This window comes from Promicromonospora soli (assembly GCF_014653785.1).
Lineage (GTDB): Bacteria > Actinomycetota > Actinomycetes > Actinomycetales > Cellulomonadaceae > Promicromonospora > Promicromonospora soli.
This window is the reverse complement of sequence record NZ_BNAS01000001.1, coordinates 951,845-967,699: the sequence shown is the minus strand read 5'-3', so window position 1 is coordinate 967,699 and position 15,855 is coordinate 951,845. Positions and strand designations below refer to the sequence as shown.

Here is a 15,855-nt window from a genome sequence, read left to right as displayed (position 1 = left end):
CGGTGGTGCGTGGCAGGCTGTGTCCGTGCCTCCTGCGACCAAGCGCCGTACCGCCACCGCTCCCTCCGGCCGTAGCTGGGACGAGCCCACTGTGGCGCCCGTCGTGCTGGTGCGCGGGGCCGAGCCGCTCCTGACGGAGCGGGCCGTGGACGGTGTGGTGCGGCTCGTGCGGGAGCGGGATCCCGAGGTCGAGAAGGTCGAGCTGGAGGGCGCCACGTACGGCACCGGCCAGCTGATGGTGGCGGCGAGCCCCTCCCTGTTCGGCGAGGCCAAGGTGGTGGTGATCCGCTCGACGGAGTCCGGCACCGAGGACCTGATGGCCGACCTCATCGCGTACGTCGGCGCGCCGGACGAGCAGACCACTGTCGTGGTGGTGCACGGCGGCGGGCAGCGCGGCAAGAAGATGCTCGACACCATCACGAGCTCGGGCGCGCCGGTCATGGTGTGCGAGCCGGTGACGAAGGACGCCGAGAAGGCGTCGTTCGTGGTGGGGGAGTTCAAGGCCGCGCGCCGCCGGGTCGACGCCGAGGCCGTGCGCGCCCTCGTGGACGCGCTCGGCAGCGACCTGCGGGAGCTCGCGTCAGCCTGCGCGCAGCTGATCGCCGACACGACGGGCACCGTCACGGCAGGCATCGTGGACCGCTACTACGGCGGCCGCGTCGAGGCCACGGGTTTCCGGGTGGCCGACGCCGCGGTGGCCGGTGACGCCGGTGGCGCCGTCGCGCTGCTGCGGCATGCGCTGGACACGGGTCTGGACCCGGTGCCGATCGTCGCGGCCCTGGCGCTGCGCCTGCGGAACCTGGCCAAGGTCGCGTCGATGCGCGGCAGCGGGCTCGCGGCGCGCGACCTGGGCATGGCGCCCTGGCAGGTGGACCGCGCCCGCAGGGACCTCCGCAGCTGGACGCCGGAGGGCCTGGCGGCGGCGATCTCCGCCGTCGCGCAGGCCGATGCCGACGTGAAGGGCGAGGCGCGGGACGCCGTGTACGCCGTGGAGCGCGCGGTCATGACGATCGCCCGCTCCCGCCGCTCCTGACGACGCCGGCCCGACCTCGGGCACACGAAAGACGCCGTCCGCCCGAAGGGCGAACGGCGTCCGACGAAGTCTGCTCAGAGAGCCGCGACCGACTTCGCGAGAGCCGACTTGCGGTTCGCAGCCTGGTTCGAGTGGATGACGCCCTTGGCGACAGCCTTGTCGAGCTTGCGCGACGCGGTGGCAAGGGTGACCGTCGCGGTCTCCTTGTCGCCGGCTGCGACGGCCTCGCGCACCTTGCGCACGTGGGTCTTCAGCTCCGACTTGACGGACTTGTTGCGCAGACGAGCCTTCTCGTTCGTCTTGATGCGCTTCATCTGGGACTTGATGTTTGCCACGAGTGGACTTCCTGGTGTGTTCGCCTGACGGCGAGCGGATAGGTCGTAGAGGGCGGTCACAGCTCCGGGACTGGGGTGGGGAACCCGTGGAGAGGAACCGTGACTGTGCCCGCCGACCTGGGCGGACACGCGACCTCCAAGGTTACCAGAGCACGACGCAGCCTGTGCAGGGGGCACGGTGTGACACCGGCTACGCCCGCCGCCGCCCCGAAAGGGCCTCTGACGAGGCACCTTAGAATCCGACCCATGAGTACCACGTCGCTGAGAGGTCGCTTCCAGTGGACCGTGGTGGTCCCTGTCCTTGCCCTGGCGCTCCTCGTCGCGACGTGGAGCAACCACGAGCAACCGGTGATCCTGTGGGCGATCGGGGCGGCGCTGGTCGGCGCCGTGCTCGCGGCGGTCCACCACGCGGAGGTGGTGGCGCACAAGGTCGGCGAGCCGTTCGGCTCCCTCATCCTCGCGGTGGCGGTGACCGTGATCGAGGTGGGCCTGATCCTCATGCTGATGAGCGGCGGCGGCGACGCGTCGAGCACCTACGCCCGCGACACGGTCTTCGCGGCGGTGATGATCACCTTCAACGGCATCGTCGGGCTCTCCCTGCTCGTGGGGGCGAGCAAGCACCACCTGGTGAGCTTCAACGCCTCGGGCACCGGGTCCGCGCTGGCCACGGTGGTCGCGCTGGCCACGGTCACCCTGGTCCTGCCCCGCTTCACGACCTCGGCCGCGGGCGGCGCCTACACCGCCTTCCAGCTCGGCTTCGCGGCGGTGGCGTCGCTGCTGCTGTACGGGGCGTTCGTGTTCACCCAGACCGTGCGGCACCGCGACTTCTTCCTCCCTGTAGCGAGCGACGTGCAGGGCAGGGTCACGGGGCTCCTCGACGAGGACAGCGACGGCCACGCCGACCCGCCGGCCGCCAAGGAGGCGTGGTTCAGCCTCGCGCTGCTGCTTGTCGCGCTGGTCTCGGTGGTCTTCCTGGCCAAGCTGCTCTCGCCGACCATCGAGCACGGGGTGGTGTCGGCCGGCCTGCCCTACGGCGTCGTCGGCGTCGTGATCGCCTTCCTCGTGCTCGCGCCGGAGTCGATCTCAGCGGTCCGCAACGCCTTGCGCGACCGGGTCCAGACCAGCCTGAACCTGGCCTACGGCTCCGCGATGGCGTCGATCGGCCTGACCATCCCCACCATCGCCGTCGCGATGATCTGGATGGAGGGGCCGCTCACGCTCGGCCTCGACCCCACCCAGATGGTGCTGCTCGCGGTCTCGGTGGTGGTGGCGATGCTGAGCATCGCGCCTGGCCGGGCAAACACCCTGCAGGGTGTGGTGCACCTGGTGCTGCTCGCCGCGTTCCTCGTGGTGTCGATCCAGCCGTAACCCGCGTGCGACGGGAGCTTCAGAGCGCGGCAGCGACCTCGTCGAAGACCGCCTTGTCCAGGATTGCGCCCTCGCGGCGGACGGCGTCCGGGTGGATGCGGATCACGCGGTTCAGGCGCACCTCGGACGGCCGGCCGGAGCTGTCCCACGCGCCGGTGCCGATGTCCATCCAGACGCGGCCGGCGCGGGCCTCCTGCTCGGCGTCGCGGTCGTGGTCCTGGCTGGTGAGCTGCAGCGCGAGGAGCCAGGGGCCGTCGTTGCCGACGACGAGCACCGGCCGGTCCTTGCCCTGGCTGTGATCCTCTTCATAGGGCACCCACGACCACACGACCTCGCCCGGGTCGGGCTCGCCGTCCAGCTCCGGCCGGTAGGCGGCCTTGACCTGGCCCACGTAGTCGCCGGGGTAGCCGTCGGTCTCGGGCAGGTTCCGGCCCGACGCCGGGCGGGGCGCTCTCGGCTTCGGTCCCCCGGCGGGCCGGTCGGGCCGGTCGCCGCTCGGGCGGCGGTCGTCCTGGTCGAGAGCAGCCGCCACGGCCTCGATGACATCGCCGAGCAGCTTGATCCACGGGTTCTGGTTCACGCAGGGCAGGGTAGCCCGGCGTCGGCTGGTGAGCAGGGCCGGCCGACGCCGGGCGGTGTGCCTCAGGTGAGGTCGAGCGCCCGGTCCATGTACTTCACGACGTCGTTGAAGACGTCCTCGGCGAGGATGTCGCCCTCGCGGCGCACGTCGTCGGGGTCGACGCGGATCACGCGGTTGATGCGCACCTCGGAATCGCGGCCCGAGCCGTCCCAGGCGCCGGTGCCGACGTCCATCCAGATCCGGCCTGCGCGCACCTCCTGCAGCATGTCGCGGTCGTGGTCCTGGCTGGTGAGCTGGAGGCCGAGCAGCCAGGGCCCGTCCTTGCCCACGAGCAGCACGGGGCGGTCCTTGCCCTGGCTGTGGTCCTCCTCGTACGGGACCCAGGTCCAGACCACCTCGCCGGGGTCCGGATCACCGTCCAGCTCGGGGTTGTAGATCGGGTGGACCTCACCCTCGAAGTCGCCGGGATAGCTGTTGTCTGATGCGAAGGTCACGCCAGAAACCGTACCGGAGCGGGTGAAGCACACATCCGAGACTTACCCGGCACGCCGGGGCGCCTCGACCCGGCTCCTGGAGCCAACCGTCTCGCGCGGCCGGGCAGGGCGAAAAGTGCTGGCCCGCCCGCTCGCGCAGGTGCCACGGTGTGCGCATGAGCCTGCACGACGACGAGGTCGTCGCCACGCCCGAGCTCGTCCGCCGCCTGGTCGCAGACCAGTTCCCGCGGTGGGCGCACCTCCCGGTGACGCCGGGACCGGCCGGCGGCACGGACCACCACCTGTTCCGGCTCGGCGACGAGCTGCTTGTCCGCATGCCGAAGATCGCCTGGGCCCAGCACCAGGCGGTCAGTGACGCCCGGTGGCTCCCGCGTCTGGCGCCCCACCTGCCGCTCCAGGTCCCCGCGCCCGAGGCGGTGGGCGAGCCCGGCCTGGGCTTCCCGTTCCGCTGGTCGGTGACGCCCTGGCTCGACGGCACGTCGCCAGCCGTCGGCGAGCTCGGGCCCGACGCCGCCCGGCAGCTCGGCGAGTTCGTCGCCGCGCTGCGCACGGTGAGCACCGAGGGCGGGCCGGTCAAGGACGGCACCGGGCGCGGCGTCCCGCTCGCGCGGCTGGACGACGACGTGCGCGCCGCCATCACCGAGTCCGGCACCCGCATCGACGCCCGCGCTGTGACGAAGGCGTGGGACCAGGCGCTGGGCGCGCGGCCGGCGTCGGACGTCTTCTGGATCCATGGCGACCTGCTGCCTGGCAACCTGCTGGCCCACGACGGAAGCATGACCGCCGTCATCGACTGGGGTGGCGTAGGGGTCGGGGACCCGGCCGCCGACCTGATCCCTTCATGGACCCAGTTCGCGGGCGAGGAACGCGCGGCCTTCCGGGCGGCGGCCACCGCCGGGCTCACCGACCCCGACGACGCGTGGGAGCGCGGCCGCGGCTGGGTACTGGTCCAGGCCGTGATCGCGCTGCCGTACTACTGGGACCGCTGGCCGGCGTTTGCCCGCGGGAGCCAGCAGCGCATCACCGCGGTGCTGGAGGACTGACGCCGCGGCCCGACACCCCGGCCCGCCACAGGCCGACACTTATCCGAAACATGCCTGGAACAGCCATGTCTTGACCATCCCCTTACAGTTCGGACATGACAGACCTGTTCGATGGTTACCCCCTCCAGCAGGCCTTCGACGAGATGCTGGACCGCGACGGCGTGCTGCGATCCTGCTACGAGCAGGTGCACGGCCGGCTCACCAGACTCACGGCCGACGAGGTGGCCTCGCGCGCGGACGCGCTGGCACGTTCCTACCTGGCCCAGGGCGTCACGTTCGACTTCGCGGGCGAGGAGCGCCCCTTCCCGCTGGACGTGGTGCCTCGCGTCATCGAGCAGGACGACTGGACGGACATCGCGCTGGGCGTCCAGCAGCGGGTCCGGGCCCTTGAGGCGTTCCTCGACGACGTCTACGGCCCGCAGCAGGCCGTCAAGGACGGCGTGGTGCCGCAGCGCCTGATCCAGTCCAGCTCGGACTTCCAGCGGGTCGCGGCCAGCATCCGCCCGGCGGGCGGTGTGCGCTGCCATGTGAGCGGGATCGACCTGATCCGCGACGAGGCGGGCGGGTACCGCGTCCTGGAGGACAACGTCCGGGTCCCGTCGGGCGTGAGCTACGTGGTGAGCAACCGCCGCGCCATGGTCCGCACGTTCCCCGAGCTGTTCAGCCGGCTGCGGGTGCAGCCCGTCGTCGACTACCCGCAGCGGCTGCTCGCCGCCCTGGTGGCGAGCGCCCCCGACGGCGTCCCCGACCCGACCGTCGTGGTGCTCACCCCGGGCGTCTACAACTCCGCGTACTTCGAGCACAGCCTCCTGGCCCGGCTCCTCGGCGTGGAGCTGGTCGAGGGGCGCGACCTGTACACCAAGGGCGGCCGGGTCTACATGCGGACCACCGAGGGGTCGCGCCGCGTCGACGTCATCTACCGGCGGGTCGACGACGAGTGGATCGACCCCGTCGAGTTCCGCGGCGACTCCATGCTCGGCGTGCCCGGCCTGGTGAGTGCCGCGCGGCTCGGGAACGTCACGCTCGCGAACGCGCTCGGCAACGGCGTCGCCGACGACAAGCTCGTCTACACCTACGTGCCCGACCTCATCCGCTACTACCTCGCCGAGGAACCCGTGCTGGCGAACGTCGACACGTGGCGCCTCGAGGAGCCCGACGCCCGCGCCGAGGTGCTCGACCGCATCAACGAGCTCGTCGTGAAGCCCGTCGACGGCTCGGGCGGCAAGGGAATCGTGGTGGGGCCACAGGCCACGCGCGCCGAGATCGACGCCGTGCAGTCCCGGATCGTCGAGGACCCGCGTGGCTGGATCGCGCAGCCCGTGGTGCAGCTCTCGACGGGTCCGACGTTCGTCGACGGCGCCTTCCGGCCCCGCCACCTGGACCTGCGCCCCTTCGCCGTGAACGACGGCTCCGACGTGTGGGTGCTGCCCGGCGGGCTCACCCGGGTCGCGCTCCCGGAGGGGCAGCTCGTCGTGAACTCGTCCCAGGGCGGCGGGTCCAAGGACACCTGGGTGCTGGAGGCAGGCGCCGGGACCAGGCAGGCGGTTCCCGGTCCCGGCGAAGGGCGGCCGAAAACCGCCCGGCCGTCCGAGCCGCCTACCGGCGTGCCGCGCGCGACCAACCCGGACGACGTGGCTGCGAACCAGCAGCAGCAGCAACAGCAGCAGCAGGCGTCGACCACGCCGCGGGTATCGACCAGCGAGGGCACGACCACCGGAGGGGGAAGCGCATGCTGAGCCGGATCGCGGAGTCGCTGTTCTGGATCGGGCGGTACGTCGAGCGCGCCGACGACACGGCGCGCATCCTCGACGTGCACGTCCAGATGCTGTCGGAGGACCCGTGGGCCGACGAGGCCACGGCCTGCCGGTCCCTGCTGGCGATCATGGACCACCCCGCCGGGCCGGGCGACGGCGAGGTGAACCGCGACACCGTGCTGCGGCTGCTGGCGCACGACCGGGAGAACCCGTCGTCGATCGCCGGGTCGCTGCTCGCGGCGCGGGAGAACGCGCGCCGTGCGCGCGAGATCGTCTCGACCGACCTGTGGGAGTGCCTCAACACGACGCGCAATACCCTCCCGTCGCATGCGCGCAGGGGGCCGCACGAGTTCTTCTCCTGGGTGCGGGAGCGGGCCGCCGTCGTCGCGGGGCTCATGGAGTCGGCGACGCCGCGCGACTCGACCTGGCACTTCATGGTGCTGGGCCAGGCGATCGAGCGGGCCGACATGACGGCGCGCCTGATCACCACCCAGGCCCGGCTCGGGACGGGCGGCCCCGGCTGGAACACGCTCCTGCGGTCCTGCGGCGCGTACGAGGCGTACTTGCGGACCTACCGCGGCCGGGCGTCCGACGCCGACGCCGCGGGCTTCCTCATCCTCGACCGGCTGTTCCCGCGGTCGATCGTCTACGCGCTGCACGCCGCCGAGCGGGTCCTGCGCGAGCTGGAGCCGGTGGAGGGCCGGCACGCGGTGTCGGACGACGCCCGCCGGGCGCTCGGCATCATGCGTTCCGAGCTGGAGTTCGCCCGGCTGGGCGACCTGCTCACCGACCTGCCGGACACGATGGAGCGCGTGCAGGTGGCGTGCACGCGGGCGAGCAGCGCGATCAAGCACCGGTACTTTCCGGCGGTGGCCACGACGGCCTGGGTGGAGGAGGCGCTGTGACGCTGCTGAAGGTGGTCCACACGACCCTGTTCGACTACGCGTCGCCGGTCACGGACTCGTACAACCAGGCGCGCATGCGCCCGGTCCAGGACGCGCGCCAGACGGTGCGCTCGGCGACCCTGGCGACGTCGCCCACCACCTGGTCCGCCGACCACACCGACTACTGGGGCACGAGCGTGACCGCGTTCGAGATCCTGCGCCCGCACACCCAGCTCAAGATCGTCGCGGAGGCGCTGGTCGAGGCCTCGGGGTACTCCGCAGACGGCCGTCCCGCCGGCGACGTGCCCGGGTGGGAGGACCTGGCGAGCGAGCCCGTGCTCGACGCGCAGGCCGCCTTCCTCGCGGAGTCGCCGGTGACCATGCCGCCGTCGGACCTCGCGACGCTCGCCCTCGAGGCCGCGGGCGGGCTGGACCCCGACGGGGCGGCGGAGGCGATCTGCCTCGCCGTGCGGGACCGGCTCGAGTACGTGCCCGGCGTGACCACCGTGCACACGCCGGCGGTCGAGGCGTGGGAGGCACGGAAGGGCGTGTGCCAGGACATGGCGCACCTCGCCCTGGGCGCCCTGCGCTCGGTGGGCATCCCCGCGCGGTACGTGTCCGGGTACGTGCATCCGGAACCGGACGCCGCTATCGGCGAGCAGGTGCACGGCGAGTCGCACGCGTGGGTCGAGTGGTGGACCGGCGAGTGGGTGGGCTACGACCCCACCAACCGGACGTTCGTTGGCGGCGACCACGTGGTGGTCGGGCGCGGGCGGGAGTACGGCGACGTGCCGCCGTTCAAGGGCGTCTACGCCGGCGCCGGCTCGTCCACGCTCGCGGTGACCGTGGACATCACGCGGCTCGGCTAGCAGCTACGGCACGATCGGCTGGGCCAGCGCCGCCTCGAGGTTGGCCCGGTCACCCGCGACGGTGAGCCCCGCCTCCGCGGGCGTGAGCCGGCGCCACAGCGTCAGCGCGAGGCCCTCGGCAGGCCCGGAGACGACGACGTCGGGCGCCACCTCCTCCGAGCGCTCGCCCGGGGCGCCGAGCACCCAGGCGGGCGCGCCGTCGAGGTCGGACGCCACGAGGGCGACCGGGTGGCGCAGCGGCTCCATGCGGCCGAGGCCCACCTGACGCGGTTGGAGCACCGTCACCACCTCGTCGACCGTGTCGGCCCAGACCTCGGGCTCGGCCCCCACCAGGCCGACCGTACCCGCGCCGGCCACCGCGGCCAGCAGGTCGTGCAGGTGCACGAGCGTCTCGTGGGTCTGCCGGCGGTGCCAGAACCGCACCGGGCCGGGGCCCATGGGCTCGGGATGGGAGAGGATCCGGCCGATGCTGTCGGGGTCGGTCTCGGCCAGGGCCGCGCGCAGGTCCGCCGCCTGCGCGGCGTAGTGCGGCGCCAGGTCGAACGGCCCGGCGCCGAGGGGTGCGCGCTTGACCCCCCGGACGTTGCCCGCGGCCCAGTGATGGACGTCCGCGATGTGCTCCACCAGCTCGCGCACCGTCCAGTCGCCGCACGCGGGAACCCGCGCGGCGGGGTCGGCGCCGGGCACCGCGGCGATGAAGTCGCCCTGGAACCGGGCCAGCAGCGACAGGTGGTCGAGGCTCATGTGCCGAAAGGTACCGCGCGCTGCTGACCTCGGTGCTCCGGATGACGGGGAGTGGGCGTCAGTCGTCCAGCGCTGCGTCCACCTCGCGCAGGAACTCGGGCAGGTCGCCGGGGGTGCGGGACGTGATCAGCGGGAACCCGGCACCGGCGTCCCGTACGACGGGCTCGTCCACCCAGGTGCCGCCCGCGTTGTGCACGTCGGTGGCCAGGGACGGGTAGCTGGTGAGCGTCGCGCCGGAGACCCGGCCCGCCTCGACCAGAGCCCACGGGCCGTGGCAGATCGCCGCCACCGGCCGCCCCGAGGACGTGAACGCCTCGACCACCTTGAGTGCCTCGGGCCGCAGGCGCAGGGCGTCGGCGTTGATCGTGCCGCCCGGCACGATCAGGAGGTCGAAGCCGGCCGGGTCGACGGCGTCGATCGTCGTGTCCGGCAGCACCGTCTCGCCGGGCTTCTCGTCGCCCACCAGGGTGCGGATGTCGCCCGGCTGCGCGGCCGCCACGGTCACCACCGCGCCGTGGTCGCGCAGGTGGCGTACCGGCACGAGCAGCTCGTCCTGCTCGACGCCGTAGTTGGTCACGATCACCAGCACTTGCTTGCTGGTCAGTTGCGGCATGGTTGTCCTCCGTACGGTCGGGATCGCTACCGCACGACCGTAGGCACGACCGCGTCCCGCTCGCACGGGACGTGGGAGAATGGCGGTTGGCCCTCCCACCCTGACGACGGAGCGAGAACGCTTTGCCCATCCCCGGTCCTGCGCTCACCGCGCGCATCCAGCCGAATGCCACCGCGCCCGAGCTGATCCGCAACTTCTGCATCATCGCGCACATCGACCACGGCAAGTCGACGCTTGCCGACCGCATGCTCCAGCTGACGGGCGTCGTCGATGCTCGCGCCATGCGCGCGCAGTACCTGGACCGGATGGACATCGAGCGCGAGCGCGGCATCACCATCAAGTCGCAGGCGGTGCGCATGCCGTGGGCCCTCGCCGACGACGCGGGCGTGCTCACCCCGCACGCCCTGAACATGATCGACACCCCCGGCCACGTGGACTTCACCTACGAGGTGTCGCGCTCCCTGGCCGCGTGCGAGGGCGCGGTGCTGCTGGTCGACGCCGCGCAGGGCATCGAGGCGCAGACCCTGGCCAACCTGTACCTGGCCATGGAGAACGAGCTCGAGATCGTCCCCGTCCTGAACAAGATCGACCTGCCGGCCGCCCAGCCCGAGAAGTACGCCGAGGAGCTCGCCAACCTCGTGGGCTGCGACCCGGAGGACGTCCTCAAGGTCTCCGGCAAGACGGGCGTGGGCGTCGAGGCCCTGCTCGACCGCATCGTGCAGCGCGTCCCGGCTCCGGTCGGCGACGCGAACGCCCCGGCGCGCGCCATGATCTTCGACTCGGTCTACGACACCTACCGCGGCGTCGTCACCTACGTGCGGGTGGTCGACGGCGACCTGAACCCGCGCGAGAAGATCGCGATGATGTCGACGCGGGCCACGCACGAGCTCCTCGAGATCGGCGTCAGCTCGCCCGAGCCGCACTCGACCAACGGCCTCGGCGTCGGCGAGGTGGGCTACCTGATCACGGGCGTGAAGGACGTGCGCCAGTCCAAGGTCGGCGACACCGTGACCAACTCGGCCAAGCCGGCCACGCAGGCGCTCGGCGGCTACAGCGACCCCAAGCCGATGGTGTTCTCGGGCCTGTACCCGATCGACGGCTCCGACTACCCGGTGCTGCGCGACGCCCTGGACAAGCTCAAGCTGAACGACGCCGCGCTCAACTACGAGCCCGAGACGTCGGTGGCCCTCGGCTTCGGCTTCCGCGTGGGGTTCCTCGGCCTGCTGCACCTGGAGATCGTGCGCGAGCGCCTGGAGCGCGAGTTCAACCTCGACCTCATCTCGACGGCCCCGAACGTCATCTACGAGGTGACGATGGAGGACAACACCACCGTCGAGGTGACCAACCCGTCGGAGTTCCCCGGGGGCAAGATCAAGGAGGTCCGCGAGCCCGTCGTCAAGGCCACGATCCTCACGCCGAGCGAGTTCGTGGGCGCCGTCATGGAGCTCTCGCAGTCCAAGCGCGGCGACCTGCAGGGCATGGACTACCTGTCCGAGGACCGCGTCGAGATGCGCTACCTGCTGCCGCTCGCCGAGATCGTCTTCGACTTCTTCGACCAGCTCAAGTCCAAGACCCGCGGCTACGCGTCGCTGGACTACGACACCACGGGCGACCAGGCGGCCGACCTCGTGAAGGTCGACATCCTGCTCCAGGGCGAGCAGGTCGACGCGTTCAGCGCGATCGTGCACCGGGACAAGGCGTACTCCTACGGCGTCATGATGACCGCCAAGCTGAAGGAGCTCATCCCGCGCCAGCAGTTCGAGGTGCCGATCCAGGCCGCCATCGGCGCGCGCGTGATCGCCCGCGAGACCATCCGCGCCATGCGCAAGGACGTGCTCGCCAAGTGCTACGGCGGTGACATCAGCCGTAAGCGCAAGCTGCTGGAGAAGCAGAAGGAGGGCAAGAAGCGGATGAAGAACATCGGCTCCGTCGAGGTGCCGAAGGACGCGTTCATCGCCGCGCTCTCCTCCGACTCGGCTGCCCCCAAGGACAAGAAGAAGTAGGTGCCCGCACTTCCCTCCGGCATCCCGGTACCCGACGACGGCGGGCTGCCCGCCTGGGTGGGCCCGGTCGCGCCGCCGCCGGACCGGCCGTTCGGCGTCTACGTGCACGTCCCGTTCTGCACGGTGCGCTGCGGCTACTGCGACTTCAACACCTACACGGCGTCCGAGCTGGGCGGCGGCGCCAACCAGGCGCAGTACGCCACGACGGCGCTGCTCGAGGTGGACCTCGCGGCGAAGGTCCTGTCCGACGCCGGCCGCGCGCCTGCCGCCGTCTCGACGGTCTTCTTCGGGGGTGGCACCCCGACGATGCTGCCCGCCGAGGACCTCGACCGCGTGCTCGGCGGGATCAAGGCGGCCTGGGGACTGGCCGACCCGTCGACAGGCTCGGGGCAAGCTGCCGAGGTCACCACCGAGGCCAACCCGGACTCCGTCACGCCCGAGTCCCTGCGGGTCCTGGCCGACGCGGGGTTCACGCGCGTCTCGTTCGGCATGCAGTCGGCGGTGCCCCACGTGCTGGCGACGCTCGAGCGCACGCACGACCCGCTGCGCATCCCCGACGTCGTCCGGTGGGCCCGGGACGCCGGGCTGGACGTGTCCCTGGACCTGATCTACGGCACGCCCGGTGAGTCCCTCGACGACTGGCGGACCAGCGTCGAGACGGCGCTGGCCACCGGCGTCGACCACGTGTCCGCGTACGCGCTCGTGGTGGAGCCGGGCACCAAGATGGCCGCCCAGGTGCGGCGGGGCGAGGTGGCTCTGCCCGACGAGGACGACCAGGCCGCCAAGTACGAGCTGGTCGACGACCTGCTCACCGAGGCGGGCCTGCGCTGGTACGAGGTGTCGAACTGGTCCCGTCCGGGGCACGAGTGCCGGCACAACATCGGGTACTGGCGCGGGGACGACTGGTGGGGCGTCGGGCCGGGCGCGCACAGCTACGTGTCGGCTCCCGCCGCGGCGCCGACGCCGGAGCCGTCGGTCGAGCCTCGCTCGGTGGTCGAGCCTGTCGAGACCCCCGCCGGCGTCCGCTGGTGGAACGTGAAGCACCCCCGCGCCTACGCCACGCGGCTGGAGGCCGGGCAGAGCCCGGGCGCCGGCCGCGAGCTGCTCACGCGCGAGGAGGCGCACCTCGAGCGCGTCATGCTCGGCGTGCGGCTGCGCGAGGGGCTGGACCTCGGCGTGCTCTCGGCGGAGGGCCGCACCGCGGTGGCTGGCCTCGTGGCGCGCGGGCTGCTCGACGGTCGCGCAGCGCTCGGTGCCGGCGGAGGGCACGGCGCCGGCGGGGCGCCCGCGCGGGCGGTGCTGACCCGCCGCGGCCGCCTGCTGGCCGACGCCGTGGTGCGTGACCTGACGGCCTGATCCGGCGCCGTTCACCCGCGCTGTAGTGCCAATTGGTTTGTTTGCGTAGTAGGCGAAATGCTCGATATCTTGTGACAATTCATATCGTTACGAGGCGCGCAGGCACGCCTGACAAGGGGCACGCGAATGAGCAACACCTTCGGTGGCTGGACGCCGCAGGATCCAAGCCGTCGGCAGCCTCCTGACCCGCGCCAGGCGCAGGACGCGAACCCCCACGCGCAGCAGGGACCGCCGACCCGCGACCCCTATGGCCAGGCACCTCAGCCGCTGGACCCGTACGGTCCCCGCGACCCTTACGGCCGCCCCGCCAACCCCTACGGGCGGCCGGACTACCGGCCCGCGCAGCAGCCGGAGCAGCGGGACCAGCAGCCCGGCGTGTGGGGCCAGGGACCCGGTTACCAGCAGCCGCAGGCTCCGCAGCAGTTCCCGCAGTACACTGACGCCTCGGGGGCGCAGGACCGCACCCACGACCAGCCCCCGACGATCGGCGCCGCCTGGCGCTGGGGCTGGAGCGCCTTCGGCGCGAGCTGGGGCCTCTGGGTGCTGATGAGCTTGGCGCTCGGCGTCGCGCAGATTGCCGTCACGCTCCTGTTCAGCCCGTCCGCCATGGACATCCTGATGAGCGCCAACGACCCGGCGGCGGTCGACGCCGCGCAGGCCGCCGGGAAGACGCTGACCGCCCAGGCCCTCGCAGCCGCGGGGACGGCGGTCTGCTTCCTGCTGCAGGCCCTCCTGTGCGCCGGCGCGCTCGCGGCGACCCGGACCCGCAGGGTCGTCTTCCGGGACTTCTTCCTGCTGCGGGGGTTCGGGAGCCTCCTGGGGTACGCACTGCTCACCGGTGCGCTGGGGTTCGTCAGCATCACCGTGCCCATGGTCGGCTGGCTGGTGCAGGTCGTCGTCACGCTGCTGCTCCTCCCGGTGCCGTTCCTGATCCTCAACGGAGTGGGATTCGGCCGGGCGCTCGCGGGCGGCGTCGGGCTGGTGCTCTCCCACATCGGGACCGCGCTCACATTCTTCGCGATCTTCGCGGGCCTGGTCGTCGCGTCGATCCCGACGTGCCTCATCGGGCTCGTTGTGGTGGTGCCCGCAATGCTGCTGATGTGGGCATACCTCGTGCAGCGCTGGACCGGAGACTCCGTCCAGGGCTGACCGCCGGTAACGACTCGGCAGTTGCGCATGCGCGGATGCGGAGGAGAGGTGAGGGTGGGCTGGGGGATCACTGACCAGTCAAAGGGGATCACATGAGCGAGAACCCGCCACAGAACCCGTACGAGCCGACCCCGGGCGGCCCGACGCCGCCGAACCCAGCCGGGCCGACACCACCCTCGAACCCGCCCCAACCGCCCGCCTACGGGGTCGCGGGCGAGCCGCCTGCGTACGGAGGTCCGGGCGGGCCCTACGGGTCGCAGCCGTCCGCGCCGTTCGCGCCGTTCGCCGTCGGCGAGGCGCTGGGCTTCGCCTGGGACAGGTTCAAGGCGAACTGGCTGTTCTGGGTCCTGTTCGTGCTGCTCACCTTCGTGGTGAGCGCCATCTTCAGCGGACCTTCGGCCGGCGACTACCAGGAGCGGATGCGCGAGGCCTCGGACGCCGACGGGATGTCCGCCGTGTGGACCGGACTGGGACTAGGCGTCGGCAGCTCGACGCTCGGGCTGATCGGAGGGCTGGTCAACGCGGTGCTCCAGGCGCTCGGGATCAACGCCGCGCTGCGTGAGGTCTCCGGCGAGAGGGCGACCTGGGGGACGCTCTTCAAGGTCAACAGCTACGGGATGGTCATCCTGACGGCGCTCCTGCTGCTGGCCGCGGCAATCGTCGGTGTGCTCACCTGCGGCCTCGGCCTCATCGCCCTGGCGATCTTCGCGCCGTTCACGTACCACAACGTGGTCGACAGGGGCATGAGCGCGTGGCCGGCCTTCACGTCGTCGTTCTCCCTGGTGGGCAAGAACTTCGGCGCCGTGCTCCTGCTCGAGCTCGCGCTCCTCGGCCTCATCATCGCGGGCGCGATCCTGTGCGGGCTCGGCCTGTTCATCGCGCTGCCGCTTTCGTTCCTCGCGCTGGCCTTCGCGTTCCGCCGGCTCACCGGCGGACCGGTGGCGCCCGGCCCGCTCACGGCCTGACGCCGCTCGGCCCAGAAGTCAAAGTGACCATGCACTTGCTGCCAGAACCGGCCCGGTTCTGGGAGCAAGTGCATGGTCATCTTTGTCGACATCGGCGCCGATGTCGGCCGGCGTGGACTACTTGATGAAACGGATGTTCACCGGGTAGCGGTACGGGGCACCCTTACCGTTCGCCACGGCCGCCAGGATCATGAACACGATCGCGGCGATGAACGCGAAGTAGACGATCCCGCCGATCCCGAACGTGATGGCGGTGATGATCGCGGCGGCGATCTGAGCGATCACCATGAGGATCTGGAAGTTCAGCGCCTCCTTGGCCTCCTGCTCCACGAACCGGCTGCGCTCCTTGAGCGCCAGCCAGATCACCAGGGGCGCGACGAACGACACCACGAACGGGCCGACCTGGGCGAGGACCGCCCACATGCGCTCGTCCGACGGGCTGAGCGGCTGGGGCGGGTACGGCGCGCCGCCGTAGGCCGGGCCTGGCTGGGGCTGACCCTGGTACTGCTGCTGGCCCTGGTAGGGCGGCTGGCCCGGCGGGGGCGAGCCGTAGGCGGGAGCCTGCTCGGGCTGCTGGGGCGCCGGTTCGGGCTGCTGGGGAGAATGCGGCTGCTGCGGGTTCTCGGACATGGTCTCAACCGTAGAGGTTGCGGCCCACGAGGTGC

At 71.9% G+C, this 15,855-nt stretch carries 16 protein-coding genes; 10 read left to right on the top strand and 6 right to left on the bottom strand.

The genetic code is table 11. From position 1 onward, the window contains the following. Positions 1–25: 25 nt before the first annotated feature. Positions 26–1,033, top strand: coding sequence for a DNA polymerase III subunit delta (gene holA / locus IE250_RS04420; RefSeq protein WP_189668007.1), 1,008 nt, complete (start codon positions 26–28; stop codon positions 1,031–1,033). Positions 1,034–1,107: 74 nt separating this feature from the next. Here the strand turns inward: holA and rpsT are convergent, their stop codons facing one another. Next, positions 1,108–1,368, bottom strand: a complete 261-nt coding sequence (gene rpsT, locus IE250_RS04415; protein WP_189668006.1) for a 30S ribosomal protein S20 — start codon at positions 1,366–1,368, stop codon at positions 1,108–1,110. A gap of 246 nt (positions 1,369–1,614) precedes the next feature. Between rpsT and IE250_RS04410 the strand changes: the two genes are divergently transcribed. Next, positions 1,615–2,736, top strand: coding sequence for a calcium:cation antiporter (locus IE250_RS04410; protein WP_189668005.1), 1,122 nt, complete (start codon positions 1,615–1,617; stop codon positions 2,734–2,736). Positions 2,737–2,755: 19 nt separating this feature from the next. Here the strand turns inward: IE250_RS04410 and IE250_RS04405 are convergent, their stop codons facing one another. Then, entirely contained in the window at positions 2,756–3,316 is a 561-nt protein-coding gene (locus tag IE250_RS04405) for a type II toxin-antitoxin system PemK/MazF family toxin (protein WP_189668004.1), read from the bottom strand. A 62-nt stretch (positions 3,317–3,378) separates the two neighbouring features. Further along, positions 3,379–3,810 (bottom strand): type II toxin-antitoxin system PemK/MazF family toxin, encoded by a 432-nt coding sequence (locus IE250_RS04400; protein WP_189668003.1) that lies wholly within the window; start codon positions 3,808–3,810, stop codon positions 3,379–3,381. Between the two features lie 155 nt (positions 3,811–3,965). On the opposite strand from IE250_RS04400, the gene IE250_RS04395 reads away from it, so the two are divergent. The 4 genes from IE250_RS04395 to IE250_RS04380 all read left to right on the top strand — a co-directional run bounded on the left by IE250_RS04395 (position 3,966) and on the right by IE250_RS04380 (position 8,360). Continuing rightward, positions 3,966–4,853: an aminoglycoside phosphotransferase family protein gene (locus tag IE250_RS04395; RefSeq protein WP_189668002.1), complete on the top strand. Its 888-nt coding sequence runs from the start codon at positions 3,966–3,968 to the stop codon at positions 4,851–4,853. 95 nt (positions 4,854–4,948) lie between these two features. Further along, positions 4,949–6,589 (top strand): circularly permuted type 2 ATP-grasp protein, encoded by a 1,641-nt coding sequence (locus IE250_RS04390; RefSeq protein ID WP_189668001.1) that lies wholly within the window; start codon positions 4,949–4,951, stop codon positions 6,587–6,589. Continuing rightward, positions 6,583–7,512, top strand: coding sequence for an alpha-E domain-containing protein (locus IE250_RS04385; protein WP_189668000.1), 930 nt, complete (start codon positions 6,583–6,585; stop codon positions 7,510–7,512). Before IE250_RS04390 ends, IE250_RS04385 begins: the two co-directional genes overlap by 7 nt. After that, positions 7,509–8,360, top strand: a complete 852-nt coding sequence (locus IE250_RS04380; RefSeq protein ID WP_189667999.1) for a transglutaminase family protein — start codon at positions 7,509–7,511, stop codon at positions 8,358–8,360. Before IE250_RS04385 ends, IE250_RS04380 begins: the two co-directional genes overlap by 4 nt. 3 nt (positions 8,361–8,363) lie before the next feature. Here the strand turns inward: IE250_RS04380 and IE250_RS04375 are convergent, their stop codons facing one another. Further along, a complete protein-coding gene (locus tag IE250_RS04375; RefSeq protein ID WP_189667998.1) occupies positions 8,364–9,104 on the bottom strand; it encodes a maleylpyruvate isomerase N-terminal domain-containing protein in 741 nt (246 codons plus the stop codon). A 58-nt stretch (positions 9,105–9,162) separates the two neighbouring features. Continuing rightward, positions 9,163–9,717: a DJ-1/PfpI/YhbO family deglycase/protease gene (locus tag IE250_RS04370; protein WP_189667997.1), complete on the bottom strand. Its 555-nt coding sequence runs from the start codon at positions 9,715–9,717 to the stop codon at positions 9,163–9,165. 122 nt (positions 9,718–9,839) lie between these two features. On the opposite strand from IE250_RS04370, the gene lepA reads away from it, so the two are divergent. The 4 genes from lepA (at position 9,840) to IE250_RS04350 (ending at position 15,190) form a co-directional block, all read left to right on the top strand. Beyond that, positions 9,840–11,720 carry a translation elongation factor 4 gene (lepA, locus tag IE250_RS04365; protein WP_308434104.1) on the top strand — a complete coding sequence of 627 codons (1,881 nt, stop codon included), beginning with the start codon at positions 9,840–9,842 and terminating at the stop codon, positions 11,718–11,720. After that, a complete protein-coding gene (gene hemW, locus IE250_RS04360; RefSeq protein WP_189667996.1) occupies positions 11,721–13,076 on the top strand; it encodes a radical SAM family heme chaperone HemW in 1,356 nt (451 codons plus the stop codon). Positions 13,077–13,202: 126 nt separating this feature from the next. Beyond that, complete coding sequence (locus IE250_RS04355; protein ID WP_189667995.1) at positions 13,203–14,225, top strand: hypothetical protein; 1,023 nt, start codon at positions 13,203–13,205, stop codon at positions 14,223–14,225. A 92-nt stretch (positions 14,226–14,317) separates the two neighbouring features. Continuing rightward, positions 14,318–15,190, top strand: coding sequence for a hypothetical protein (locus tag IE250_RS04350; RefSeq protein ID WP_189667994.1), 873 nt, complete (start codon positions 14,318–14,320; stop codon positions 15,188–15,190). Between the two features lie 117 nt (positions 15,191–15,307). On the opposite strand, the gene IE250_RS04345 is transcribed toward IE250_RS04350, so the two are convergent. Further along, positions 15,308–15,820, bottom strand: a complete 513-nt coding sequence (locus IE250_RS04345; protein WP_189667993.1) for a DUF4870 domain-containing protein — start codon at positions 15,818–15,820, stop codon at positions 15,308–15,310. Positions 15,821–15,855: the final 35 nt, after the last annotated feature.